The sequence below is a fragment of the Variovorax sp. DXTD-1 genome (assembly GCF_003984625.1).
In the GTDB taxonomy this organism is placed as follows: Bacteria; Pseudomonadota; Gammaproteobacteria; order Burkholderiales; family Burkholderiaceae_C; genus Variovorax.
Map to the genome: position 1 here is coordinate 47,750 of NZ_RWKH01000005.1, position 22,611 is coordinate 70,360.

Genomic DNA, 22,611 nt, shown 5'->3' on the forward strand with positions numbered 1-22,611 from the left:
GGGACAGAGGCCGCGAGGCTAAGCCTGCGCGGCCAACCCTGCTGCGGCACGGTTGCCCGTTTGCTGCTAGGCGCTCAGCCCGGCTCTATTTGCCGGGGTTCTGCCTTCAGCAGTGCGAGCCGCTCGACACCCACGCGCATCAGCATTGCGAGCAGGATCTGTCCCATGCCCTTGCCGAGTGCATCGTTGCGCAGCGATGCCATGCCGCCGCCGCCCAGCGCCTGTTCGCAGACGAAGTTGAAGGCGCCGATGCCTGGCACTTCGTAGCGCGTGACAGGTCCCTTGACCAGGTGCGCGAGCCATTCGGCCACGCGCGCTTCGGTCAGTTGCTCGCGCAGCAGCGGCAGCAGGGCAGGGTGGCGCGCGATGACGCCGATGTTGGAGGTGTCGCCCTTGTCGCCGCTGCGCGCCCAAGCGACGCGGATGAGCGGGACTTCGACGGTGTCGGCATCGGCGTCGGCGTCGGCGCCAAAGGATGCAGGCTGCGGTTCGGCAATGCTCGTTGGCGGCATCGGCGAGAACGTCTCTTCGTCGGCAGCAGGCCCCGCGTCGAACGGCACTTCGATGTGCTGCCCGCCGAGCGTCATCACCGCTTCGACCTTCGACTTGTCGAGCAGGAACGCGTACTGGCGAATGGACGGCGACACCGGCGAGCGCCCCCCACCAGCGCCCGTGGTGCCCGGCGCCCACGAAGTGCCGGCCGGAGCCACCTCGCGCGCGAAGAGCTCCAGCGCTTCCTTGCGCGAGTGCGTGACCGCAATCCGGAGCACGGCCTCGCGCGTTTGCATCGCGCGCGCGTGCGGACCGTAGCAAGACTCCGCGCCAAGCACTTCGAGTTGCGTACCGCTGTATGGACCAAAGCCATGTTGCGCAAACAGCGTGCTCGTGCGCGCGAGGATCGCCTCGCCGGTGCGTTGCGCCTTGGCCACCGCATCGAAGCCGACGATGGTGAGCTGCGACGCGGCCTTGAATCCATCCACATAAGTGGCGCACACCTTGTAGCTTGCAGTGGGCGGGCGGCCGCGCGCGCCTTGCACGCGCACGCGGTGTTCGCCGGCCTGTTCGATGCGTACCTGCGTGAAGTCCGCCACCACGTCGGGCAGCAGGTAGGCCGAGGGGTCGCCGATTTCATACAGCATCTGCTCGCCCACCACCGCCGGCGTCACCTTGCCGCCGGTGCCCGCGGGCTTGGTGACGACAAAGCGGCCGTCGGCATGGCACTCGACGATCGGGTAGCCGATGTTCGGCCAGTCGGGCACGGTGTCCCAGTCGGTGTGCAGGCCGCCCGTGGCCTGGCAGCCGCATTCGATGATGTGGCCGGCAAGGCTGCCGGCCGCGAGCAGATCGTGCTCGCCGGGCTGCCAGCCGAACTCGTGCATCAGCACGCCGAGCGTCACGGCGGAGTCGACGCACCGGCCGGTGATGACCACTTGCGCGCCCGCATCGAGTGCGGCCTGGATGGGCCTTGCGCCGAGATAGGCATTGGCCGTGAGCACGCGCTCCGGCAGCGGTGCGCCGCTTTGCAGTTCGCGCACCGCGGGTTGTTGCTGCCGAAGCTGCGGCAGCAGCGGCAAGACGTCGTCGCCGCTCACCACGGCGATCTTCAATGCAATGCCTTGCTCGGCGGCGAGTGCGGCCAGCGCATCGGCGCAGCCCTGCGGATTGACGCCGCCTGCGTTGCTCACCACGCGGATGCCTTGCTGCACAACGTCCTTCAGCACCGCCTTCATCGCAACCGAGACGAAGTCGGTGGCGTAGCCGAGCTCCGGCTTCTTGAGCCGCGCACCCGCGAGGATCGACATGGTGAGCTCGGCCAGGTAGTCGAACACCAGGTAGTCGATCTGCCCGCTGGCCACGAGCTGCGGCGCGCCCACGCTGCTGTCGCCCCAGAAGCCCGAGGCACCGCCGATGCGCACGACGCGGTTCATCGGCCGCTCCACTGCGGCTTGCGCTTCTCGCGAAAGGCGAGCTGGCCCTCCGCCGCGTCTTCCGTCAGGGCGAAGAGGCCGATCTGGCTTTCGGTGAACGCCATCGATTCCTCGAAGGCCATCGCTTCGATCTTCTTCATGGTGTACAGGCCGCGCCGTATGGCGGCGGGCGACTTGTCGAGCAGGCGGCCAAGCAGCCACTCGATGCTTGCATCGAGGTCGTCGCTCACGTGGTTGACGAGCCGGTACTCCAGCGCCTGTGCAGCGGTGATCGGTTCGCCGGTGATGCACATCTCGGCCAGCACGCGCCGCGGCAGCAGGTTGCCGACGACGCTGAGCACCTGCGCGGGAAAGAGGCCGACCTTGACCTCGGGCAACCCAAACACGGCTTGGCTGCTGGTCACGGCCATGTCGCACATGCCCATGATCCCCATGCCGCCCGCCATGCAGGCGCCGTTGACGCGCGCGATCAACGGCACGGTCGATTGGCGCGCCTGGCGAAAGAGGTTCGCAAAGCCCTGATAGGGCTCCGCATAGTCGAACTTGAAGGAGGAGGTGCCGCTTTGCAGATCAGCACCGGCGCAGAAGGCACGCGTGCCGCTGCCGGTGATGACGACGGCGCGCACCGCGCGATCCTGGTTGGCGCGCGCCAGTGCATTCGACATTGCCGAGAGCACGCCCGCGCTGATGGCGTTCCGGCGCTCCTCGCGGTCGATGGTGAGCCACATCACGGGCCCGCGCATCTCCTCGCGCAGTTCTGGGGCTGAAGGGGCTTCGGCCATCGTTCGGGTCCTTCGCTGCAAGGTCTGCAATTCGACCTCTAGCGTGGCCCGAAAAAAAAGCCGCAACATGCGGCTTGTGGCTGAAGCGGCCCGGGTTTTCCCTAGAGGACCGGACCGCTTGCAGGCGCGTTCACAGCGCTTCTTCTTACTTCAGCAGGCCTTCGGCCTTCATCGCCTCCTGAACGGCGGGGCGGGCAGCAACGCGCGCGTGCCATGCCTGCACATTGGCGAAGTCCGAAATGTCGACGCCGGTGGGCTTGGTCCAGTTGGTCACGGTGAACAGGTAGCCGTCGGCCACGGTGAAGTGGTCGCCCATGAGGTACTGCTTGTCGGCGAGCTGGCCGTCGAGCCACTGGTAGCGCGACTTGAGCTTGTCCTTGAAGATGGTCTTGGCTTCTTCAGGCATCGCCGAGTTGAGCAGCGGGCTGTAGCCCTTGTGCATTTCGGTGCCGATGAAGGTCAGCCACTCCTGCAGGCGATAGCGCTGCAGCGTGCCGGCGGCCGGCGCGAGGTTCTTGGTGGGCGCGAGATCGGCAATGTATTGGACGATGGCCGGACCTTCGCGCAGGCGCGTGCCGTCGTCGAGCTCGAGCAGCGGCACATAGCCCAGCGGGTTGATGCCGTAGTAGTCGGTGCCGTCCTGCAGCTTGTGGCTCTTGGTGCTGGCCAGCACGGGTTCGAAGGCGAGGCCGGCTTCGTGCAGCGCGATGTGGGGCGAGAGCGAGCAGGCGCCGGGCGAGTAATACAGCTTCATGCGAGGAATCTCCGAAGGATGTGGATAGCGAAAAAATCTTTGGACTGCCTGCATGCTAGCGGGTTTCACGATGCGCGTTTTGTCCTACGGCTGCTCGCGCGCGCCGACTATCGGTGCGGCGGCGAGCCCTTTCTAAGCTCGCCGCAACGGTGGGGTGGCCCACCACAAGGAGTTTCAGATGTTGAAGTACGCAATCATCTTTGCGGTCATTTCGCTGGTGGCCGGTGTCCTGGGCTTCGGCGGCGTTGCGGCCGGCGCGGCCGGTATTGCCAAGCTGCTGTTCGGCCTGTTCCTGGTGCTGGCGGTGATCTTCGTGGTTCTCGCGGCGTTGGGAATCGGGGCGGTCAAAAAGGCAATCGATTGATGCACGGGATTGTTCCGCGGTGGCCGCGCGCGCGTCCGCTCGGCGTACTGCTGCAGAGCCCGGCCCACCGCGTGATGCGGGTGCTGCTGGTGACGCAAACGCACTGGCAGCTTCCCGAGCACCGCTCGCGCCGCCGACGCGCCTGAACCCCGATCGACAACAACAAACCACCCAAGGCGCGCATGCACATCTCCCACATCGAGGCGGAACTCGGCTACGAAGTCAGCGCGCCCGCGCACATGCAACTCAACATCGAGGCCGCACAGGCGGGCTCGCAAGCCGTGATCAGCGAAGCGCTGACCATCGAGCCGCCGACCGAGGTGCAGGTGTACTGCGACGAGTCGAGCGGCAATCGCTTCGTGCGCTTCGATGCGCAGCCTGGCCCCTTGAAGATCCGCTACAAGGCGACCGTGCAACGCAGGCAGGTCGACGTGCCGCTCGATCTGCGGGAGGTGCCGGTCAACGAGGTGCCGAACGAAATCCTCCACTACATGATGCCGTCGCGCTACTGCGAGTCGGACCTGATGTCGCGTTGCGCGCAGCAGCTCTTCGGCGATCTTGCGCCGGGCATCGGCCGGGTGCAGGCCATCGTCGACTGGATTCACGACAGCATCACCTATGAGCCAGGCAGCAGCGACTCGACGACGACCGCACGCGAAGTGTTCGTGGAGCGCGCGGGGGTGTGCCGCGACTTTGCACACCTGGGCATTACCTTCTGCCGCGCGCTGAACATTCCGGCGCGGCTGGTGGTGGGCTACGTGTGGTTCGACGAACCGCCGCAGGATTTCCATGCCGTCTTCGAAGCCTGGCTTGGCGGACGGTGGGTGCTGTTCGACCCTACGCGCATGGCGCCGGTCGACCGGCTGGTGCGGGTGGGCACCGGGCGCGACGCCAAGGACGTGGCCTTCTGCACCATATTCGGCGCCGTGGCCATGACGGGCAAGACGCTTGTGATTCGCGAGCTGCAGGACGAGAGCGTGGCGCCGCCGGCCGAGCCCGAGCCCACGGGCGCGCTGGTGGGCATCGAAAAGCCGGTGCCTGTCGTGGAACTGGCCGCCGCAGCGGATTAGGCCTGATACAGCCCTGTTGTAGTGCTATCAAATGGATAGCACTTACGTGTTATTTTAGGGCAATTAACCACGTTGCCCCCATTCCGGGCGCAAAGCAGCACCCCCGATTAAAATTGGTGCCCCCTTTGCGCAGCGCACGCGTCAGTGCGCCCCTCTCTCATGCTGTATCCCGAAGAATTCGATGTCATCGTCGTTGGCGGTGGTCATGCCGGCACTGAAGCCGCGCTTGCTGCTGCCCGCATGGGCGCGAAGACGCTGCTGCTCTCCCACAACATCGAGACGCTGGGGCAGATGAGCTGCAATCCGTCGATCGGCGGCATCGGCAAGGGCCACCTGGTGAAAGAGGTCGATGCACTGGGCGGCGCGATGGCGATTGCTACCGACGAGGCCGGTATCCAGTTTCGCATTCTCAATTCGAGCAAGGGCCCGGCCGTTCGCGCGACCCGCGCGCAGGCCGACCGTGTCTTGTACAAGGCCGCGATCCGCCGCCGCCTGGAGAACCAGCCGAACCTGAGCCTGTTCCAGCAAGCGGTTGACGACCTGATGGTGGAAGGCGACCGGGTGGTGGGCGCGGTCACGCAGGTGGGCATTGCCTTTCGCGCGCGCACCGTGGTGCTCACTGCCGGGACTTTTCTCGATGGCCGCATTCACGTCGGCCTCGACAATTACCAGGCCGGGCGCGCGGGCGACCCCCCGGCCATCAGCCTTTCGGCGCGGCTCAAGGAGCTGAAGTTGCCCCAGGGTCGCCTCAAGACCGGCACGCCGCCGCGACTCGACGGCCGCACCATCGACTTTTCGAAGTGCACCGAGCAACCGGGCGACGGCATGCCGGGCGGGGCAGGGCCGATGCCGGTGTTCAGCTTCATGGGCCGGGTCGACATGCACCCGCAGCAAATGGCCTGCTGGATCACGCACACCAACGAGCGTACGCACGACATCATTCGCTCCGGCTTCGACCGCAGCCCGATGTTCACTGGCAAGATCGACGGCGTCGGCCCGCGCTACTGCCCGAGCGTGGAAGACAAGATCAACCGCTTTGCCGACAAGGAAAGCCATCAGATCTTTCTCGAGCCCGAAGGCCTGACCACCAACGAGTACTACCCGAACGGGATCTCGACCAGCCTGCCGTTCGACATTCAGTACCAGCTGGTTCGCTCGATGCCCGGCCTGGAGAACGCCCATATCTTGCGGCCGGGCTATGCCATCGAGTACGACTACTTCGATCCGCGTGAGCTCAAGAGCAGCTTCGAGACGCGTGCAATCAAGGGCCTGTTCTTTGCCGGCCAGATCAACGGCACCACCGGCTACGAAGAGGCTGCGGCCCAAGGTTTGTTTGCCGGCATCAACGCCGCGCTTCAATGCCGGGGTGAAGACGCCTGGCTGCCGCGCCGCGATGAAGCCTACCTGGGCGTGCTGGTCGACGACCTGATTACCAAGGGCGTGACCGAGCCGTACCGCATGTTCACCAGCCGAGCGGAGTTCCGGCTGCAGCTGCGCGAGGACAACGCCGACATGCGCCTGACAGAAGCAGGGCGCAAGCTCGGCTTGGTGGGCGATGAGCAATGGGATGCTTTCAGCCGCAAGCGCGATGCTGTTTCACGTGAAACACAACGGCTCAAGTCGATTTGGGTGAACCCGCGCAACCTGCCGGCGGCGGAGTCGGAGCGCGTGCTCGGCAAGGCCATCGAGCATGAATACAACCTGGCCGATCTGCTGCGCCGGCCCGATGTGAGCTATCAGACGCTGATGTCGCTCGACGGTGGAAAGTACAGCGCAGCCTCGGCGCTCAGCGAAACCGAGATCGAGCAGATCGAGATTTCGGCCAAGTATTCTGGCTACATCGAGCGGCAGCATGACGAAGTAGAGCGCGCCGCGCACTTCGAGAACCTGCGGCTGCCGGCGGATTTCGACTACAGCCAGGTCAAGGCCTTGAGCTTCGAGGTGCGCCAGAAGCTGGGCAAGCACCGGCCTGAAACACTCGGCCTGGCTTCGCGCATCTCGGGCGTGACGCCTGCTGCAATTTCGCTGTTGATGATCCATCTGCGAAAGGGCGGCCACAAGGCGTTCAACCGCGACGCCGCCACGGAAGCGACCGCAGAATCGCAGCCCACCCAATGAGCGCGCCCGTCGAAACGCTGCGCCAAGGTGCGGCAGCTCTGGGCACCGCTTTGTCCGACAAGCAGGCGGAGCAGCTGCTGGCTTACGGCACGCTCATGCTCAAGTGGAACAAGGTTTACAACCTGACGGCCCTGCGCGATCCGGCTAGCGTGTTGACGCACCATCTGCTCGACAGCCTGGCGGTGGTAGCCCCGCTGCAGCGGGAGTGGGCAGGGAAGGGGAAGCTTCTCGATGTCGGATCGGGCGGCGGGCTGCCGGGCGTGGTGATCGCCATCATGCGGCCCGATCTCGATGTAAGCTGCCTTGACGCCGTCGCCAAGAAGGCGGCCTTCGTTCAACAGGTGGCTGCCGAACTCGAACTGTCCAATCTGCGCGGCCTGCATGCGCGGGTCGAATCGCTCACCGGCAGCTACGAAGTGATCAGCTGCCGCGCCTTTGCCTCGCTTCCGGATTTCTTCAATGGATCGAAACACCTGCTCGCGCCCGGCGGCGTCTGGCTGGCCATGAAAGGCAAGGTGCCGAGCGATGAACTTGCCGTGCTGCCCGAAGGCGTTGTAGTGTTTCACGTGGAACAACTGACCGTTCCGGGCCTGGATGCCGAGCGCTGCATCGTCTGGGCGCGCAAAGAAACGACCTGATCCGGCAAAAAAGAGCGGCGCCGCCGGTGAAAGCCGGCGCCGAACGCTCCTTGCGGCACCTGCCTCGCTTAGACTCGACGCCTCCCCCTGGCTCTCTTTTTCGAGGCAAATCCCATGTTCGGCATTGCTGACTACGGCGCATTCGTTGTTGCCATCGTCCTCTTTCTCCTGATTCCCGGTCCGGGCAACCTGGCGCTGATTACCTCGACCAGCAAAGGCGGAATCCGCGGCGGGCTGGCTGCTACCTTCGGCGTGATCATTGGCGACCAGTGCCTCATGTGGGCGGCGGTGGCGGGTGTGTCGGCCGTGCTGGCCGCTTACCCGACCGCCTTTGCGGCCGTGCAGTGGCTGGGTGCGGCCTACCTTGCCTGGCTCGGCTTCAAGATGCTGCTCGCCAAGCCTGGTGCAGCGCCGATTCTCAACATTCGCCCAAGCCATTTCCTGCGCCAGGCGCTGACGATCACCTTGCTCAACCCCAAGGCCATTGTGTTCTATATGGCCTTTTTTCCGCTGTTCGTCGATCCGGCGCGCCACCAAGGCGTGGTCACTTTCGGCGCCATGGCGGTAACCATTGCCGTGCTCACCTTTCTGTACGGCCTCACGTCCACCCTGCTTACGCACTTTCTGGCCGAACGCATCCGCGCCAATCCGCGTATCTCGGGCGCCCTTGAAAAGCTCGCGGGTGTCTTTTTGATTGCCTTCGGCGTCAAGCTCGCCATTTCCCGCTGATCTCCACATGGCCAAGATTTTCTGTATTGCCAACCAGAAGGGCGGCGTCGGCAAGACCACCACCACCGTCAACCTTGCCGCCGGCTTGGCCAAGGTCGGCCAGCGTGTGCTGATGATCGACCTCGACCCCCAGGGCAATGCGACCATGGGTTCGGGCATCGACAAGCGCCAGCTGGAGCTGACGGTGTACGACGTGCTGCTCGAATCGGCCTCCGTGGCCGAGGCGCGCGTGAAGGCCGACAAGCTGGTGGAAGGCGGCTGCGGCTACGACGTGCTGGGCGCCAACCGCGAATTGGCGGGTGCGGAGGTGGAAATGGTGGCGCTCGACCGCCGCGAGAAACGCCTGCGCACCGCACTGGCCGCCGTCGGCGCCGAGTACGACTTTGTGCTGATCGACTGCCCGCCGAGCCTGAGCCTGCTCACGCTCAACGGCTTGTGCGCCGCCCATGGCGTGATCGTGCCGATGCAGTGCGAGTACTTCGCGCTCGAAGGGCTGACCGACTTGGTCAACACCATCAAGCAGGTGCACGCCAACCTCAACAAGAACCTGCAGATCATCGGCCTGCTGCGCGTGATGTTCGATCCGCGCATCACGCTGCAGCAGCAGGTGAGCGAGCAGCTCAAGTCCCACTTTGGCGACAAGGTGTTCGACACGGTCATTCCTCGCAATGTGCGGCTTGCCGAGGCGCCGAGCTACGGACTGCCCGGCGTGGTGTTCGATCCGGCCGCCCGTGGCAGCCAGGCCTTCATCGCCTTTGCCAAGGAACTGGTCGAGAAGATGCCGCCGGCCAGCGCATTCGCCTCCGGCGCCGCGGCGCCGCCCATTGCAGAGGTTGCGCCGGCTGCTCCCAGCTTTGCGATTCCCGATGACGTGCTGGCACCGGCAGCCGTACCCGACACCAGCGAAAAAAGCATCTGACACCGTCCACCCAGGACGTGTGCCATCAAGTTCGAGCAAATGACCATCTCACGCATCCTGTTGCTGCCGGGTTGGCAGAACAGCGGCCCCGGCCATTGGCAAACCCGCTGGGAGTCGCTGTATGGCGATCACCGTGTCGAGCAGCATGAATGGATGCACCCGCTGCGCGGCGACTGGTCTGCGCGGCTCGAGGAAGAAGTGCTGGCCGCGCCCGGCCCGGTGGCCTTTGCGGCGCACAGCCTCGGATGCATACTGGTGGCCGCCTGGGCTGCGCATTCGCGCAACACGCACAAGGTGCGTGGTGCCTTGCTGGTGGCCCCCGGCGACCTGGAACGCGATGACCTTCGCCAGCTGATTCCGGGTTGGGCCCCCATCGTGCGCAAGCCGCTGCCGTTTCCTTCGGTGCTGACCGCCGCCAACGACGATCCGTACTGCGACGCCGAGCGCTCCCGCCAGATGGCGGCCGACTGGGGCGCGCGCTTTGTCGACGCCGGCGCGGGCGGCCACCTGAACGCCGAGTCCGGCCTGGGCGACTGGCCCGAAGGCCGGCAACTATTGAACGAAATCTCGAAAGACACGCACTGATGGCGACCAAGAAACCCAAAGGCCTGGGGCGCGGCCTCGAAGCGCTGCTCGGCCCCACGGCCGCACCCGCCGCCGACAACAACAACGGGACGGAAGAGGGCGCCGCGGCGCAGAACCCGAACACGCTGATGCTCGACCAGATGGTGGCCGGCGTTTACCAGCCGCGCACCCGCATGGACGAAGGCGCGCTGTACGAACTGGCCGAGAGCATCAAGGCGCAGGGCATCATGCAGCCGATCCTGGTGCGCCGGCTCGACGAGGCATCGGCTGCCGCCAAGAACGCCGAGTACGAAATCATTGCCGGCGAGCGCCGCTTCCGGGCCGCCAAGCTGGCGGGCCTCGACCGGGTGCCGGTGCTGGTGCGCGATGTGCCCAACGAGGCTGCGGCGGCCATGTCGCTCATCGAGAACATCCAGCGCGAAGACCTCAACCCGCTCGAAGAAGCCCAAGGCCTGCAACGCCTGGTCTCGGAGTTTGGGCTCACTCACGAAGCCGCCGCCCAGGCGGTGGGCCGCTCGCGCAGCGCCGCCAGCAATCTGCTGCGCCTGTTGAACCTGGCCGAGCCGGCGCAGCAGATGCTGATGGCCGGCGACATCGACATGGGTCACGCCCGCGCCCTGCTGTCGCTGGACCGCGGCACGCAGATCACCGCCGCCAATCAGATCGCCGCCAAGAAAATGTCGGTGCGCGAGGCCGAGTCGCTGGTGAAGCGGCTCGCCGCCGAATTCACGCTCACGCCGTCGCGCCGCGGCAACGACGGCGAAAAGTCTCGCGACCTGCAGCGCGTTGAAGAAGAGTTGGCCGACCTGCTCACCGCCGAGGTCGAGGTCCGCATCAAGAAGCGCAGCAAGCGCGGCGGCAAGGTCGAGGAGAGCGGGGAGCTCGCCATTCACTTCGGCTCCATCGAGGCCCTTAACGGACTGATCGAACGCATCCGCCGAACGGCCTAGCCGGCGGGCCGCGGCTCGGACTTTTGCGTGATTGTTTCTTGCAATCTTTTACGCGTATCCTCTCCGCTGATTTTCAAATCGCAAATCTCGAGGAGAGGGAGTCCTTTCATGACATTCAACAAGTTTCCGCTCGCGGCCGTGGCCGTGGGTGCGCTGCTGCTGACCGGCTGCGCGGCCACCGACATGCAGATGGGCAGCCAGTCTGCCAAGACCACGGCCACCGGCAGCGCCGCCGGTTCGGCCACCGCGGGCGAAAGCAGCCAGCTCGAACGCTGCGATTCGCCGCTCGGCACCGTCTCGCTCATCGAGAACGTGAACTCGGGCTGGTACACCATCCTCACCGGCGAATACCGCCTGCCGCCTACGGCCAACCTGCTGCGCCTCTTGGTGCAGCAATCGAACTGCTTCGTGGTGGTCGAGCGCGGCGCGGCCGGCATGAACGCCATGAACCGTGAACGCGCGCTCATGCAGTCGGGCGAAATGCGCGGCGGCAGCAATTTCGGACGCGGCCAGATGGTGGCTTCCGACTACGGGCTTTCGCCCGAGATCGTCTTCAGCAACAGCGACGCGGGCGGTATCGGCGGCGCCTTGGGCGGCCTGGTGGGCGGCAACCGTAGGCGCGCCCTGGCTGCGGTCGGCGGCAGCATGCAGACCAAGGAAGCCAATGCGCTCCTGACCCTCATCGACAACCGGTCGGGCGTGCAGGTGGCGGCCTCCGAAGGCAGCGCCTCCAAGACCGATTTCGGCGCCTTCGGCTCGGTCTTCGGCGGCCGCGCCGGCGGCGGCCTCGGCGGCTACACCAACACGGCGCAAGGCAAGGTGATTGCCGCGGCCTTCATGGACGCATTCAACCAGATGGTTCGCTCGCTGCGCAACTACAAGGCGCAGACGGTGCGCGGCCAGGGCCTTGGCGGCGGTGGCCGCTTGGGCGTCGACGGCGGCGCGGCACCGTCGCAGACCTCCGCGCCCGCAGAGCAACCCGCACCGGCCCGCCGCCGCAGGTAATAGGTGGAAGTTGCCAATAAAAAGCCCGGCGGCTCGCGAGAGCCCCGGGCTTTTTTACCGGGTGCTAAAACAGATCAGAGCGCGAAGATCTTCCCCGGATTCATGATGTTCTTCGGGTCGAGCGCGCGCTTGATCGTGCGCATCATGTCGATGGCGCCCACGCCCGCTTCGGTCACCAGGAAGTCCATCTTGTGCAGCCCCACGCCGTGTTCGCCGGTGCAGGTGCCTTCGAGCGCCAGGGCGCGGCTCACCAGGTCGTGGTTGAGCTTTTCGGCCTTCACGCGCTCTTCGGGAATGTTCGGGTCGAGCAGGTAGCCGAAGTGGAAGTTGCCGTCGCCTACGTGGCCGACCAGGAAGTAGGGGATGCCGCTGGCGTCGGCCTCGGCCACCGAGTCGAGCAGGCAATCGGCCAGGCGCGAGATCGGCACGCAGGTGTCGGTGGAGATCACGCGGCAGCCCGGGCGCGACTGCACGGCTGCAAAGTAGCTGTTGTGCCGCGCGGTCCACAGGCGGGTGCGTTCTTCGGGCGTGCTGGCCCATTCGAAGGCATTGCCGCCGTGGCCGCTGGCGAGCTCCTGCACGGTCTCGGCCTGTTCCTTCACGCCGGCCGGCGAGCCGTGGAATTCCATCAGCAGCATCGGCTCTTCGCGCAGGTTGAGCTTGGCGTAGGCGTTCACCATGCGCACCGTGTTCACATCGATGAGTTCCACGCGCGCAATCGGCACGCCGAGCTGAATGGTTTCGATGGTGGTGCGCACCGCGGCTTCGATGCTCGGGAACGAGCAGATCGCGGCGGACACGGCCTCGGGCAGCGGGTAGATGCGCAGCGTGACCTCGGTGACCACGCCCAGCGTGCCTTCGCTGCCCACCATGAGGCGCGTGAGGTCGTAGCCGGCGGAAGATTTCTTCGCGCGCGTGCCGGTGCGTATGACGTCGCCGCTGGCCGTGACCACTTCGAGCGCGAGCACGTTCTCGCGCATGGTGCCGTAGCGGACCGCATTGGTACCGCTCGCGCGCGTGGCCGTCATGCCGCCGATGGAAGCGTCCGCACCCGGATCGATGGGGAAGAACAGGCCCGTGCTCTTGATCTCTTCATTGAGCTGCTTGCGCGTGACGCCGGGCTGCACCGTGACCGTGAGGTCGTCGGCGTTGACCGACAGCACCTTGTTCATGCGCGACACGTCGACGCTGATGCCGCCTTGCACCGCCAGCAGATGGCCTTCGAGCGATGAGCCCACGCCGAAGGGAATGACCGGCACGCTGTATTCGCTCGCGAGCTTCACGGCGTCGGCCACGTCCTGCGTGCTTTCGGCAAACACCACGGCGGAAGGAGGCGGGGCGTCGAACGACGACTCGTCGCGGCCATGCTGCGTGCGCACCGCCATGGCCGTGGAACAGTTGGCGCCGAAGCGCGCCTTCAACCCATCGATGAGTGCTGCGGGCACCTCGCGCAGATGAAGCTCCGGCAGCAGGTGCGAGGTTTGGGTCGGGGCGTTCATCGGCTGTCTCCTGAATGATGGGGGTGCTGGGGCTCTGTTCGGTCATTTTACGGAGCGAGCACCATAATGCGCTTCGGAAAAAGCCATGAACCCTACGACCCTCGCTGCCCTTGCGGCATTTCCCTCACTGCTCGAAGCGCATTTCGGGATCATTCCGGAGGCGCACCGCCATTGGGCCCCGCGCTCATGGGACGGCGTGCCCAGCGAGGCCTTCACGGCCATCGAGCAGCTGTGCCATGTGCGGGACATCGAGATCGAGGGCTACCACGAGCGTTTTCGCCGCACGCTGCAAGAAGACAACCCCACGCTGGCGTCGATCGACAGCGAACCGCTTGCCATCGAACGCGGCTACGGCAAGGCCGACGCGGCACAGGTGCTGGCCGAGTTCCGCATTGCGCGCGCGAAAACCATGGAAATCATCTCGCAGCTGAGCGACGAGCAACTCGCACGCCCGGCCGTGTTCGACGGCTACGGACCGCTCACCATGCGCAGCCTCATTCACTACCTTTGCAGCCACGACCAGCAGCATCTTGCAGGCCTGCAGTGGCTGCTCGGCAAGATCGACGCGTCCAAGGTCGGGCCATAAAAGAACACAAGAACAGGAGCGCCATGAGCAACCGACTTTCCCAAATCGCCACCCGCACCGGCGACGACGGCAACACCGGCTTGGGCGACAACACCCGCGTGCCCAAGGACCACTTGCGCGTGCATGCCATGGGCGACGTGGACGAGCTCAACTCGCAGATCGGCCTGCTGCTCTGCGAGCCCATGCCAGAGCCCGTGCGCGAGCTGCTGGTCGACGTGCAGCACCAGCTCTTCAACCTGGGCGGCGAGCTTTCGATGCCGGGCTACACGCTGCTGAAGGCCGACGCGCTGCTGCAGCTGGACAACGCCCTTGCCGAGCACAACGCCGCCTTGCCGCGCCTGGCTGAATTCATCCTGCCCGGTGGCACGCGCGCGGCCTCGCTCGCGCATGTGTGCCGCACGGTGGCGCGGCGGGCCGAGCGCGCGGTGGTGGCGCTCGGTGCCACGGCCGAACTCAACGACGCATTGCGCCAGTACCTCAACCGGCTCAGCGACCTGCTTTTTGTGCTCGCACGTGTGCTCAACCGCATGAACGGCGGCGACGACGTGTACTGGAAGAGCGAGCGCATGGCGCGCGCAGCGGCCGCCGATGCCAAAGACGAAGGAAGCCCATCATGAAGATGAAGACAACTGCCTACGCCTTTTCCGTTGCAGCAGCAGCAGCGGTACTGCTGTTGTCCGTGCCCGCCGTGCATGCGCAGAGCGCGGACAACCCGCCCAAGGCAGAGCGTGCCCACACGCTCAATCCGCTGCCGCGCGACAGCAAGGTTGTGAACAGCGTGCAGCGCGGCACCAACGCCGCCGGCCGCGGCATCGATCGCGCGGAAGACGCAACGCGGCGCGGTGTCAACAATGTATCGGAAAAAGCGAGCCGGCCTGTGCGCCGAGTCGGGGAGTCCTTTGGGCGGAAGCTGGCGCCGGGGTCCAGTGGCCGCGCTGCGCCGCCGCCTGTGGGGCCGCAAGGGAACGCGCCCTGATTGACGTGCTTTGTTCAGGGCGGCGCCCCCGCCGACGGGGTACCTTTCTCCGCGAATGTCCCCCGGCCTGCGGCCTCCTCCTTTATTTCGCTGCGCAAGGCACCCCGCCAGCGGGTGCGTTGTAAGGAGCAGTCGTTGATCAGCGGTACACCACGAGCGTGCCCCAGTGCACAGGGCATCGGGTGCTCCGCGCAGCGAAATAAAGGAGGAGGGGCGCAGCCCCGGGGGACATTCGCGGAGGGGAGTACCCGGTGGCCTTTGCACAAGCCCCGAACAAGAGCGCCCCGAGCAAGAGCCGCCAAACAAGCCCCTGAACACCGCACAAAGCGATCAACCACAGATGGCAAGAAACATAGAGATCAAGGCCCGCATCGACAGCGTGGAACGCGTTGCCCAATTGGCAGCCCAACTCGCCGATTCAGGACCCATCGAAATCGCACTGGACGACACCTTCTTCCGCTGCGAGAACACCGCCGACCGACTCAAGCTGCGCACCTTCGCGCCCGATCGCGCCGAGCTGATCTTCTATCGCCGTGCGAACAGCAGCGGCCCCAAGGAATCGTTCTATTTGATCTCGCCCACCACCACGCCCGACATGCTGCGCGAATCGCTCACGCTCGCCTGGGGCCAGGCAGGCCGCGTGCGCAAGCAGCGCCGGCTCTTCATCGTGGGCCGCACGCGCGTGCACGTCGACCGTGTGGAAGGGCTCGGTGAATTCCTCGAGCTCGAAGTGGTTCTGAAGGAAGGCGAATCGGCCGAGGCCGGCGTGGCAGAGGCCCATGCGCTCATGGCGCAACTCGGCATTGCATCCGACCAGCTGGTGCAGGGCGCCTACGTCGATCTGCTGCAGCAGGCCGCATGAGCGCTGTTGTCAGCGCCAGCCTGCGGCCTTGAGCTGGTCTGCGAGCTGCTCCGCGACTTTGGCGTATCCCTGCGCATTGGCATGGATGCGATCGGAGCGCAGCGATGTGTCCGACAGCACGCTCGAATACACATTGGCAACCAGCAGCGCTTGCCCTGACTTCGCAACTTCCTCGTAGAACGGCGCATCGCTCAGCGAGCCGACAGCCGCGCGCATGGCGTCGGGCGCCGGCGTGGCAAGCAGCGCGACATAAGGCGTGTGCGCACGTGCCTGGCTCACAAGCGATGCGAGGTTCTCGCGCGTGGCCGAGGGCGACACGCCGCGCAGCATGTCGTTGCCGCCAATGCCGATCAGGATGGCGTCATAGCTTTCCGCGGCCAGCAGCGCCGGCAAACGCTCCAGCGCTCCCGCGGACGTGTCGCCGTTGATGCCCGCGTTCTCGATCTGCCAGCCGGTGAGCTCACCCAGTTTCACGGGCCACGCCGCGCCCGGCGGTGCGCCGTAGCCGAAGGTCAGGCTGTCGCCCAGCGCGAGCACGCGGGCATCCGATTTCAATGCGGCGGCGGAAGGCTTGCGCTTGCCGCATGCGGCCAGTAGGGCGGTTGCGGGCGCGCCGGCCAGCAGGTGGAGGAGGTGTCGTCGCTTCATGCTGCGCGTGAGCTTAAACGCAGTCGAGGAGGAACCGCGAGCTTGCGCCGCCCCGTTCAATCGGGACGTTTGAAGAACCGGTACAGGCCGGCAACCACCATCACGGCGCCCAGGAACGCGACGGCCGTCTGGCCGCCCTCGTAGCCGCCCACGCCAGCGGGCGGGCCCGTCATGAACCACCGCAGGAGCATGCCTCCACCCCAGATTACGCCGATGGCACCGATGATCTTGTCGCGCATATTCGATGGATGGCGCCTCCAGCGCCTGATGATCTGTATACGCATTGTCCCCAAAGCCCTCGAGTTCGGCGCAAATCACCTGTGCAAAACCGGGATTGAAGGACAAAGCGCCGCCCCGATACCACCGCTTACCTCATTTCACCTGACGGCGACCTGATGTGCTCCGGGCAGACACAAGCGCCACTGACAATGGACTCGTCATCAACACGAAGGAGTTCCAGATGATCATCAAGTCAAAGAGCATGGCCGTCGCTGCTGCGGCGCTCGCGATGTGCATGGCCGCGGGAAGCGCCTTCGCGCAAGACCGTGGCCACGATCGCGGCTATGACCGCGGCGACGATAGAGGCAATGGCCGCTATGAACAACAGCATCGCCAGTTCGATCGGCATGACAACCGGCGCGGCGACCGCAGTGATCGCTACAGCCGCGAGGACTACCGGGCGGGCCGCCACTTCGACCGCCGCGGTTATCCGCAACCGCATGCCGAATGGCGCCGCGGTGGTCGCGTGCCCCACGAGTACCGTGGCCGCAACTACGTGGTGAACGACTATCGCGCCTACCAGCTGCAGGCGCCGCCCCGCGGCTACCAGTGGGTGGGTGTGGGCGGCGACTATGTGCTCGCGGCCATTGCCACGGGCCTGATTGCCCAGATCATCGTGGGCAACCAGTAAGCGCCAACCTCAGGCTGTCACGGTGGGCAGCGACTGGGCGCACACGTTGCGCCCGGTAATGGTGAGCCGCAGGCCGCCGCCGTGCCATTCGAGCCAGTTAAGGCTCACATACGCTTCGATGTCGCTGTCGTCGATGCGGTCGGCTTGGCGGCTTTGCAGCAACTCCACGGTGGCGGGCAACGCCCGTCTCAGCCGCTCGCGCCGTTCGGCGGCGTCGGCCGCCTTGAGGGCGGCCTTGGTTTGCTGTTGCTGCTGCGGGGTCGATGCCATTGCTGATCCGTTCCGGGAAGCCAAGGAATTAACCCGAATGTACGCTCCCTGTGTGAAGCCTCATGCTTCTTTTTAAAACCTGTTGCTCCGAGCGTCGAATACGTTGCATCCGCGCTAGATTTCGTAGTGCGAGCCCTTCGCTTCGCCGCCCAGAGCCTTTTCGACGACGGCTCGCGTCAACGTGGGTGCGAACGATTCGATGAACGCGTAGACGTACCTGCGCAGGTAGTTGCCGCGCCGCACCGCGAGCTTGGTCAGGTTGATGCCGAAGAGCCGGCCCGCATCGAGCGCACGCAACTGCGTGTCGCGCTCGGCCTCGTAGGCCACGCCGGCCACGATGCCCACGCCCATGCCCAATTGCACGTAGGTCTTGATTACGTCGGCGTCCATGGCCGACAGCACGATGTTGGGTGCAAGCCCGCGCTGTGCAAACGCCTCGTCGATGCGCGAGCGACCGGTAAAGCCGGTGTCGTAGGTAATGAGCGGAAAGCGCGCCAGCGCCTCGAGCGTCAACGGCGCGTCGAGCAGCGCATGGCCCGGCGGCACCACCACCGAGTGCGTCCAGCGGTAGCAGGGCAGGGCCACCAGCTGGGGATAGTCGCCGAGCGCTTCCGTAGCAATGCCCACGTCGGCCTCGCCGTCGATCAGCATCTGTGCAATCTGCTTGGGCGAGCCCTGGTGCAGGTGCAGCTTCACGCTGGGAAACTGCGCGCGAAATTCCTGCACCGCCACCGGCATGGCATAGCGCGCCTGCGAGTGCGTGGCCGCCACCGAGAGCAGCCCATTCTGCTGCGCCACGAACTCCTGCCCGGCATGCCGCAGGTTGCTGCTTTCCATCAGCATGCGCTCGATGATCGGCAGCACGTGGCCTCCTGGTTCGGTAAGCCCGGTGAGCCGCTTGCCGGCGCGCACGAACAGTTCGATGCCCAGTTCTTCCTCCAGCTCGCGGATCTGCCGGCTCACGCCCGGCTGGGAGGTGTGCAGCGTGTTGGCAACCTCGGTCAGGTTGAAGCCGCAACGAACGGCCTCGCGTACCGAGCGCAGTTGTTGGAAGTTCATCTGGCGCGAAGGGATCGGAGAGAGGGAAAACGGTGACGGGCCCGCAGCGGGTCGCCCGGCGATTCTCGGCAGAAGCGCTTATGCGGGGAACGATGCGTTTGTTGGTTTCACATGAGCAAATCATCTTTGCGGGCCTGCTGCATTGCGTCCGCACGCCGATTTGCAATTTCGCACGTATGTGCTAAAATTACTCGCATGGACGCCAAGACCCAGAAAAGCGAACTCACCCGCGCCGCCATCATCGGTGCGGCGATGGACGTTGCGTTGACCGAGGGTTTGGAAGCCATCACGCTCCAGGCCGTGGCCAGCCGCTTGGCGCTTTCCAAGAGCGGCGTGTTCTCCCGCGTGGGTTCGCGCGAGGCGCTGCAGAAGGCGGTGATCGAAGAGTACGGCCGCCGCTTCCTGGCCGACGTGTTCGTGCCCGCCATGCAAAAGCCCAAGGGCCTCGCACGGCTCAACGACATCGTCGACCGCTGGATTGCCCGCACCCGCGACATCGAGGCCGAAACCGGCTGCATCTACACGGCGGGCGCTTTCGAGTACGACGACCGCGAAGGCGAACTGCGCGACCTGCTGTTCAGCGAGGTCACGCGCTGGCGCGCCGCGTTGCGCCGCACGGTGCTGCAGGCGGTGGAAACCGGCGAGTTCCGGGCCGACACCGATGCTGCGCAGGTGGTCAGTGAAATCAACGGCGTCATCATCGGCCTCCTGCATGACGCGCGCTTTCTGCGCGATCCACAAGCCGCCGACCGCGCGATGCGCACTTGGCAGCGGCTTCTTTCCAGCTACCGCGCCTGAGCCATCGGACGGGTGGTTTCTTCGTTTTCTTTGGATCAATTTCGCACAACCGTGCGATAAAAAGGAGCAGCACCATGCTGATCATCGCCCTCTGCCTCGTTGTCTATGTGGGCGCCATCGGCGCCGAAACCGTCCGCGAAGCGTTGCACAGCCTGCCGCGCAGCAACGACGACTGGGTCTGGTTCTGAAGCGGGAGCCCATTGAATGACGAGCGCCAGCAGCACCTCTTCGTCCGCGGCAGCGCATGCCGCGCAATCGAACTACTACCGCCCCAGCCGCCTCATGCGCGCGGTGCGCTTCGGCCTGACCACCTCGGAGCGCCTTTGGCCCGCATTGGGCGTGCGGGCGGCCCATCGCATCTTCGGCACGCCGCTGCCGCTCAAGTGGCTCTACCGCGCGCAGGCGCCCGGCGCAGCATGGCGGCGTGAAGCCTGGAGTTTCGAGAACGCAAGCCTCGGGCTCTATCACCTCGCCACGCAGGATTCAGGCGCGGAATCTGCTCCCGTCGTGCTGCTGGTGCACGGCTGGGGCGGGCACGCGGGACAGATGCTGACCCTGGCGGAGGCCGTGGCCAACGCAGGCCTGCGGCCGGTGCTGCTCGAGCTCCCGGCCCATGGCCGGAGCGCCGGCATGATGAGCAACGCGCCGCAGTTCGCACGTGCCATCTCGTATGTGGTGGCAAGGCTCGTGGCAGACGGCCATGCCCTCCGCGCCGTGGTCGCGCATTCGATGGGCGCCAACGCGCTCGGCGTGGCCGCCGCGCAGGGCCTGCGTGCGGAGCGCCTGGTGCTGCTCGCACCCCCGGCGTCGGCGCGCGAATTCACGCGCTACTTCACGCACACCTTCGGACTGAGCGAGAAGACGCGGCTCGCCATGCAGCGGCTGTTCGAGGCGCAGGAAGGCTTCTTGATGGCGCAGCTCGAACCGGCCGCCGTCGGGCCGCGCATCGTGCAGCCGACGCTGATCGTGCATGACCGCGACGACCGCGTGAACCGGTTCGCCGATGCGCAGGCCTACCGCGATGCGATCAAGGGGGCGCAGCTGGTGGCCACGCAGGGGCTGGGGCACCGCCGCATCCTCAAGGAAGAGGGAGTGATCCAGCAGGTGACGCGCTTCATTGCGCGTGCGGACTGACCGAAGCCGCGCAGGCCGTGCGGGTTGCGCGGCCTGCCTGCCGGGCGCTCAGCGCGCCGGCGTGGGCGAGGCGTCGGGCAGTTCGATCTTGATGTCGAGCACTTCGAGGTCGTCCTGCTTTTCCAGGTGAACCTTGATGTCCTCGGCATTGATCTTCACGTACTTGGAGATCACCGCCATCAGCTCGCGCTGGAGGTCGGGCAGGTAGTCGGGGCGCTTCTTGCCGCTGAGGCTGGACCGCTCGTGCGCGAGGATGATCTGCAGCCGCTCTTTGGCGACGCTGGCCGTCTTCTTCTTTTCGCCGAGCAGGAACGAGAAAAAGGACATGGCCTACTTGCCTCCAAAGATTCGCTTGAAGAAGCCCGGCTTTTCCGCGTCGACGAAACGCATCGGCTTGTCTTCGCCCAGGAAGCGCGCGACCACGTCGCTGTAGGCCTTGGCCACGTCGGTGTCCTTGTCGTGGATGGCGGGCACGCCCTGGTTGGACGCCTGCAGCACGCTTTCGGATTCGGGAATGACGCCGATCAGCTTGATGCGCAGGATGTCCTGGATGTCTTCCAGCGAGAGCATCTGGCCGCCGGCCACGCGGTTGGGGTTGTAGCGGGTGATCAGCAGGTGCTCCTTGATGGGGTCGCCGCCTTCCTTCGCCCGCTTGGTCTTGCTGCTCAGCATGCCCAGGATGCGGTCGGAGTCGCGCACCGAGGATACCTCGGGGTTGGTCACCACCAGTGCTTCATCTGCAAAGTGCATGGCCATCATCGCGCCGGTCTCGATGCCCGCGGGCGAGTCGCACACGATGTAGTCGAAGTCCATGGCAGCCAGGTCGTTCAGCACCTTTTCCACGCCCTCTTGCGTCAGGGCTTCCTTGTCGCGCGTCTGCGAAGCCGCCAGCACGAAGAGGTTGTCGCACTGCTTGTCCTTGATGAGCGCCTGGCTCAGGTTGGCTTCGCCCTGGATCACGTTGATCAGGTCGTACACCACGCGGCGCTCGCAGCCCATGATCAGGTCGAGGTTGCGCAGGCCCACGTCGAAGTCGATCACCGCCGTCTTCTTGCCCGCGAGCGCGAGGCCCGACGCAAAGCTGGCGCTCGTCGTGGTCTTGCCGACGCCGCCCTTGCCTGAGGTCACCACCACAATTTTGGCCATTGCCATTCCTTCTTGTTTCGATTCGGTTGTTGGTCTTTAAGATTCGCCGCGTGCCCGGTCAGGGAATCGCGTCGATCACTAGCTTTTTGCCATCGAGGCGTATTTGCGCCGGCTTGCCGAGCACCGGGTCGGGCAGCGGCACTTCGTTGGTGCGGTAGATGCCCGCAATGGCTACCAGTTGCGCTTCCATGCAGGTCGAGAAGATGCGCGCCTCGGTGTTGCCGCGCGCACCGGCAATCGCCTTGCCGCGCAGCGGCGCATACACGTGCACGTTGCCGTCGGCGATGACTTCGGCGCCGAAGCTCACCACTGCCGTCACCACCACGTCGCCGCCGCGGGCGTAGACCTGCTGGCCCGAGCGCAGCGGCTTGTCGATCAGCAGGGTGCCATTCGCCGGCACCGGCACTTCCCGAACGATCTGCGGGGCCTCGCTCGCGGTGGTTGCGGGCGCGGCCGGGGGTGCCGGGGCGCGAGGCGCGGGCGCCACCGGCATGGCCGTCAGCGAGAGGCCGGCGGCGCGGGCCGCGGCATTCTGGGCGTCGTTGCCCCCGCGCACCGCAATGGGTTGCGTCTGGTGGCGCGCCAAGAGGCCGCGCAGCGCCGCAAAGTCGAGCTCGGCTGGTCCCTCGCCGCTCTCTTCGTCGGGCTGGAGCTGCGAAAGGTCGATGACCACCGGCTCCTGCTCGAAGAAATCGGGCGAGTCGGCCAGTTGCGCGTCGAGTGCCTCGGCCAGCACGGCCAGGTCGGCCGTCTTGAGGATCACTGCAATCAGCGGCAGCGTGGCGCTTTTGAATTCGAAAACCGCCTTGGTGCGCGCGGCGGAGACATCGGCCATTGGAAAACGTCGGTGCGAAAAGCGTTGGAGTCTAACGGGCGCGGGC

General features: G+C 65.7%; 28 protein-coding genes. 17 read left to right on the forward strand and 11 right to left on the reverse strand.

Translation table 11 applies throughout. The features are described from left to right. Positions 1–74: 74 nt before the first annotated feature. From EJI00_RS06110 to gstA, 3 genes are all read right to left on the reverse strand, one after another. Positions 75–1,928 (reverse strand): acyclic terpene utilization AtuA family protein, encoded by a 1,854-nt coding sequence (locus EJI00_RS06110; RefSeq protein WP_126746579.1) that lies wholly within the window; start codon positions 1,926–1,928, stop codon positions 75–77. Further along, complete coding sequence (locus EJI00_RS06115; RefSeq protein ID WP_126746580.1) at positions 1,925–2,710, reverse strand: enoyl-CoA hydratase-related protein; 786 nt, start codon at positions 2,708–2,710, stop codon at positions 1,925–1,927. Before EJI00_RS06115 ends, EJI00_RS06110 begins: the two co-directional genes overlap by 4 nt. 145 nt (positions 2,711–2,855) lie before the next feature. Further along, entirely contained in the window at positions 2,856–3,464 is a 609-nt protein-coding gene (gstA, locus tag EJI00_RS06120; protein WP_126746581.1) for a glutathione transferase GstA, read from the reverse strand. Positions 3,465–3,642: 178 nt separating this feature from the next. On the opposite strand from gstA, the gene EJI00_RS06125 reads away from it, so the two are divergent. From EJI00_RS06125 to EJI00_RS06165, 10 genes are all read left to right on the forward strand, one after another. Further along, positions 3,643–3,828 (forward strand): DUF1328 domain-containing protein, encoded by a 186-nt coding sequence (locus EJI00_RS06125; RefSeq protein ID WP_126746582.1) that lies wholly within the window; start codon positions 3,643–3,645, stop codon positions 3,826–3,828. After that, positions 3,828–3,974: a hypothetical protein gene (locus tag EJI00_RS25035; RefSeq protein ID WP_185868076.1), complete on the forward strand. Its 147-nt coding sequence runs from the start codon at positions 3,828–3,830 to the stop codon at positions 3,972–3,974. Before EJI00_RS06125 ends, EJI00_RS25035 begins: the two co-directional genes overlap by 1 nt. A 36-nt stretch (positions 3,975–4,010) precedes the next feature. Continuing rightward, positions 4,011–4,898, forward strand: a complete 888-nt coding sequence (locus tag EJI00_RS06130; protein ID WP_126746583.1) for a transglutaminase-like domain-containing protein — start codon at positions 4,011–4,013, stop codon at positions 4,896–4,898. Between the two features lie 159 nt (positions 4,899–5,057). Next, positions 5,058–7,016: a tRNA uridine-5-carboxymethylaminomethyl(34) synthesis enzyme MnmG gene (gene mnmG / locus EJI00_RS06135; protein ID WP_126746584.1), complete on the forward strand. Its 1,959-nt coding sequence runs from the start codon at positions 5,058–5,060 to the stop codon at positions 7,014–7,016. Then, on the forward strand, positions 7,013–7,654 hold the full coding sequence (rsmG, locus tag EJI00_RS06140) for a 16S rRNA (guanine(527)-N(7))-methyltransferase RsmG (RefSeq protein ID WP_126746585.1): 642 nt from the start codon (positions 7,013–7,015) through the stop codon (positions 7,652–7,654). The genes mnmG and rsmG overlap by 4 nt, the downstream gene beginning before the upstream one ends. 114 nt (positions 7,655–7,768) lie before the next feature. Continuing rightward, the gene (locus tag EJI00_RS06145; RefSeq protein ID WP_126746586.1) at positions 7,769–8,383 is read left to right on the forward strand and encodes a LysE family transporter; all 615 of its coding nucleotides are present in this window, start codon (positions 7,769–7,771) and stop codon (positions 8,381–8,383) included. Between the two features lie 7 nt (positions 8,384–8,390). Further along, entirely contained in the window at positions 8,391–9,302 is a 912-nt protein-coding gene (locus EJI00_RS06150; protein WP_126746587.1) for a ParA family protein, read from the forward strand. Positions 9,303–9,341: 39 nt separating this feature from the next. Then, positions 9,342–9,887 carry an RBBP9/YdeN family alpha/beta hydrolase gene (locus tag EJI00_RS06155; protein WP_126746588.1) on the forward strand — a complete coding sequence of 182 codons (546 nt, stop codon included), beginning with the start codon at positions 9,342–9,344 and terminating at the stop codon, positions 9,885–9,887. Then, the gene (locus EJI00_RS06160) at positions 9,887–10,837 is read left to right on the forward strand and encodes a ParB/RepB/Spo0J family partition protein (RefSeq protein ID WP_126746589.1); all 951 of its coding nucleotides are present in this window, start codon (positions 9,887–9,889) and stop codon (positions 10,835–10,837) included. The genes EJI00_RS06155 and EJI00_RS06160 overlap by 1 nt, the downstream gene beginning before the upstream one ends. Positions 10,838–10,945: 108 nt before the next feature. Further along, positions 10,946–11,842, forward strand: a complete 897-nt coding sequence (locus tag EJI00_RS06165) for a CsgG/HfaB family protein (RefSeq protein WP_126746590.1) — start codon at positions 10,946–10,948, stop codon at positions 11,840–11,842. Positions 11,843–11,916: 74 nt separating this feature from the next. Here EJI00_RS06165 and EJI00_RS06170 read toward each other — a convergent pair whose 3' ends face one another. Then, positions 11,917–13,341, reverse strand: coding sequence for an FAD-binding oxidoreductase (locus EJI00_RS06170; protein ID WP_126746591.1), 1,425 nt, complete (start codon positions 13,339–13,341; stop codon positions 11,917–11,919). An 85-nt stretch (positions 13,342–13,426) separates the two neighbouring features. Here EJI00_RS06170 and EJI00_RS06175 point away from each other — a divergent pair, with 85 nt between their 5' ends. The 4 genes from EJI00_RS06175 (at position 13,427) to EJI00_RS06190 (ending at position 15,765) form a co-directional block, all read left to right on the forward strand. After that, positions 13,427–13,927, forward strand: a complete 501-nt coding sequence (locus EJI00_RS06175; protein ID WP_126746592.1) for a DinB family protein — start codon at positions 13,427–13,429, stop codon at positions 13,925–13,927. Positions 13,928–13,950: 23 nt separating this feature from the next. Next, positions 13,951–14,544: a cob(I)yrinic acid a,c-diamide adenosyltransferase gene (locus tag EJI00_RS06180; RefSeq protein ID WP_126746593.1), complete on the forward strand. Its 594-nt coding sequence runs from the start codon at positions 13,951–13,953 to the stop codon at positions 14,542–14,544. After that, positions 14,541–14,903 (forward strand): hypothetical protein, encoded by a 363-nt coding sequence (locus EJI00_RS06185; protein WP_126746594.1) that lies wholly within the window; start codon positions 14,541–14,543, stop codon positions 14,901–14,903. The genes EJI00_RS06180 and EJI00_RS06185 overlap by 4 nt, the downstream gene beginning before the upstream one ends. Before the next feature lie 340 nt (positions 14,904–15,243). Further along, on the forward strand, positions 15,244–15,765 hold the full coding sequence (locus tag EJI00_RS06190; RefSeq protein WP_126746595.1) for a class IV adenylate cyclase: 522 nt from the start codon (positions 15,244–15,246) through the stop codon (positions 15,763–15,765). Positions 15,766–15,774: 9 nt separating this feature from the next. On the opposite strand, the gene EJI00_RS06195 is transcribed toward EJI00_RS06190, so the two are convergent. Next, positions 15,775–16,413 (reverse strand): GDSL-type esterase/lipase family protein, encoded by a 639-nt coding sequence (locus EJI00_RS06195; RefSeq protein WP_126746596.1) that lies wholly within the window; start codon positions 16,411–16,413, stop codon positions 15,775–15,777. Between the two features lie 56 nt (positions 16,414–16,469). Continuing rightward, positions 16,470–16,604, reverse strand: coding sequence for a hypothetical protein (locus tag EJI00_RS06200; RefSeq protein WP_260590473.1), 135 nt, complete (start codon positions 16,602–16,604; stop codon positions 16,470–16,472). Positions 16,605–16,873: 269 nt separating this feature from the next. Between EJI00_RS06200 and EJI00_RS06205 the strand changes: the two genes are divergently transcribed. Further along, positions 16,874–17,323 (forward strand): RcnB family protein, encoded by a 450-nt coding sequence (locus EJI00_RS06205; protein ID WP_126746598.1) that lies wholly within the window; start codon positions 16,874–16,876, stop codon positions 17,321–17,323. 9 nt (positions 17,324–17,332) lie between these two features. Here EJI00_RS06205 and EJI00_RS06210 read toward each other — a convergent pair whose 3' ends face one another. Both EJI00_RS06210 and EJI00_RS06215 read right to left on the reverse strand, forming a co-directional pair. Then, the gene (locus EJI00_RS06210; RefSeq protein ID WP_126746599.1) at positions 17,333–17,593 is read right to left on the reverse strand and encodes a hypothetical protein; all 261 of its coding nucleotides are present in this window, start codon (positions 17,591–17,593) and stop codon (positions 17,333–17,335) included. 114 nt (positions 17,594–17,707) lie between these two features. Continuing rightward, positions 17,708–18,652, reverse strand: a complete 945-nt coding sequence (locus EJI00_RS06215) for a CysB family HTH-type transcriptional regulator (RefSeq protein ID WP_126746600.1) — start codon at positions 18,650–18,652, stop codon at positions 17,708–17,710. Positions 18,653–18,847: 195 nt separating this feature from the next. Between EJI00_RS06215 and EJI00_RS06220 the strand changes: the two genes are divergently transcribed. Beyond that, positions 18,848–19,450: a TetR/AcrR family transcriptional regulator gene (locus tag EJI00_RS06220; protein ID WP_126746601.1), complete on the forward strand. Its 603-nt coding sequence runs from the start codon at positions 18,848–18,850 to the stop codon at positions 19,448–19,450. Between the two features lie 204 nt (positions 19,451–19,654). Next, positions 19,655–20,584, forward strand: coding sequence for an alpha/beta hydrolase (locus EJI00_RS06225; protein WP_126746602.1), 930 nt, complete (start codon positions 19,655–19,657; stop codon positions 20,582–20,584). Positions 20,585–20,632: 48 nt separating this feature from the next. Here the strand turns inward: EJI00_RS06225 and minE are convergent, their stop codons facing one another. Genes minE through minC form a run of 3 tightly spaced genes read right to left on the reverse strand, consistent with a single transcriptional unit; the run spans position 20,633 to position 22,565 of the window. After that, positions 20,633–20,911 (reverse strand): cell division topological specificity factor MinE, encoded by a 279-nt coding sequence (gene minE / locus EJI00_RS06230; protein ID WP_126746603.1) that lies wholly within the window; start codon positions 20,909–20,911, stop codon positions 20,633–20,635. A 3-nt stretch (positions 20,912–20,914) separates the two neighbouring features. Beyond that, a complete protein-coding gene (minD, locus tag EJI00_RS06235; protein WP_126746604.1) occupies positions 20,915–21,730 on the reverse strand; it encodes a septum site-determining protein MinD in 816 nt (271 codons plus the stop codon). 58 nt (positions 21,731–21,788) lie between these two features. Continuing rightward, entirely contained in the window at positions 21,789–22,565 is a 777-nt protein-coding gene (minC, locus tag EJI00_RS06240; protein ID WP_126746605.1) for a septum site-determining protein MinC, read from the reverse strand. Positions 22,566–22,611: the final 46 nt, after the last annotated feature.

Coding starts and splice junctions, on each gene's coding strand:
- EJI00_RS06180 (WP_126746593.1), top strand. CDS start 13,951: ATGAGCAACCGACTTTCCCAAATCGCCACCCGCACCGGCGACGACGGC.
- mnmG (WP_126746584.1), top strand. CDS start 5,058: ATGCTGTATCCCGAAGAATTCGATGTCATCGTCGTTGGCGGTGGTCAT.
- EJI00_RS06175 (WP_126746592.1), top strand. CDS start 13,427: ATGAACCCTACGACCCTCGCTGCCCTTGCGGCATTTCCCTCACTGCTC.
- gstA (WP_126746581.1), bottom strand. CDS start 3,464: ATGAAGCTGTATTACTCGCCCGGCGCCTGCTCGCTCTCGCCCCACATC.
- EJI00_RS06150 (WP_126746587.1), top strand. CDS start 8,391: ATGGCCAAGATTTTCTGTATTGCCAACCAGAAGGGCGGCGTCGGCAAG.
- minC (WP_126746605.1), bottom strand. CDS start 22,565: ATGGCCGATGTCTCCGCCGCGCGCACCAAGGCGGTTTTCGAATTCAAA.
- EJI00_RS06185 (WP_126746594.1), top strand. CDS start 14,541: ATGAAGATGAAGACAACTGCCTACGCCTTTTCCGTTGCAGCAGCAGCA.
- EJI00_RS06205 (WP_126746598.1), top strand. CDS start 16,874: ATGATCATCAAGTCAAAGAGCATGGCCGTCGCTGCTGCGGCGCTCGCG.
- EJI00_RS06125 (WP_126746582.1), top strand. CDS start 3,643: ATGTTGAAGTACGCAATCATCTTTGCGGTCATTTCGCTGGTGGCCGGT.
- EJI00_RS06190 (WP_126746595.1), top strand. CDS start 15,244: ATGGCAAGAAACATAGAGATCAAGGCCCGCATCGACAGCGTGGAACGC.
- EJI00_RS06165 (WP_126746590.1), top strand. CDS start 10,946: ATGACATTCAACAAGTTTCCGCTCGCGGCCGTGGCCGTGGGTGCGCTG.
- EJI00_RS06220 (WP_126746601.1), top strand. CDS start 18,848: ATGGACGCCAAGACCCAGAAAAGCGAACTCACCCGCGCCGCCATCATC.
- EJI00_RS06115 (WP_126746580.1), bottom strand. CDS start 2,710: ATGGCCGAAGCCCCTTCAGCCCCAGAACTGCGCGAGGAGATGCGCGGG.
- rsmG (WP_126746585.1), top strand. CDS start 7,013: ATGAGCGCGCCCGTCGAAACGCTGCGCCAAGGTGCGGCAGCTCTGGGC.
- minE (WP_126746603.1), bottom strand. CDS start 20,911: ATGTCCTTTTTCTCGTTCCTGCTCGGCGAAAAGAAGAAGACGGCCAGC.
- EJI00_RS06210 (WP_126746599.1), bottom strand. CDS start 17,593: ATGGCATCGACCCCGCAGCAGCAACAGCAAACCAAGGCCGCCCTCAAG.
- EJI00_RS06130 (WP_126746583.1), top strand. CDS start 4,011: ATGCACATCTCCCACATCGAGGCGGAACTCGGCTACGAAGTCAGCGCG.
- EJI00_RS06170 (WP_126746591.1), bottom strand. CDS start 13,341: ATGAACGCCCCGACCCAAACCTCGCACCTGCTGCCGGAGCTTCATCTG.
- EJI00_RS06200 (WP_260590473.1), bottom strand. CDS start 16,604: ATGCTCCTGCGGTGGTTCATGACGGGCCCGCCCGCTGGCGTGGGCGGC.
- EJI00_RS06215 (WP_126746600.1), bottom strand. CDS start 18,652: ATGAACTTCCAACAACTGCGCTCGGTACGCGAGGCCGTTCGTTGCGGC.
- EJI00_RS06155 (WP_126746588.1), top strand. CDS start 9,342: ATGACCATCTCACGCATCCTGTTGCTGCCGGGTTGGCAGAACAGCGGC.
- EJI00_RS06195 (WP_126746596.1), bottom strand. CDS start 16,413: ATGAAGCGACGACACCTCCTCCACCTGCTGGCCGGCGCGCCCGCAACC.
- EJI00_RS06225 (WP_126746602.1), top strand. CDS start 19,655: ATGACGAGCGCCAGCAGCACCTCTTCGTCCGCGGCAGCGCATGCCGCG.
- EJI00_RS25035 (WP_185868076.1), top strand. CDS start 3,828: ATGCACGGGATTGTTCCGCGGTGGCCGCGCGCGCGTCCGCTCGGCGTA.
- EJI00_RS06145 (WP_126746586.1), top strand. CDS start 7,769: ATGTTCGGCATTGCTGACTACGGCGCATTCGTTGTTGCCATCGTCCTC.
- EJI00_RS06160 (WP_126746589.1), top strand. CDS start 9,887: ATGGCGACCAAGAAACCCAAAGGCCTGGGGCGCGGCCTCGAAGCGCTG.
- EJI00_RS06110 (WP_126746579.1), bottom strand. CDS start 1,928: ATGAACCGCGTCGTGCGCATCGGCGGTGCCTCGGGCTTCTGGGGCGAC.
- minD (WP_126746604.1), bottom strand. CDS start 21,730: ATGGCCAAAATTGTGGTGGTGACCTCAGGCAAGGGCGGCGTCGGCAAG.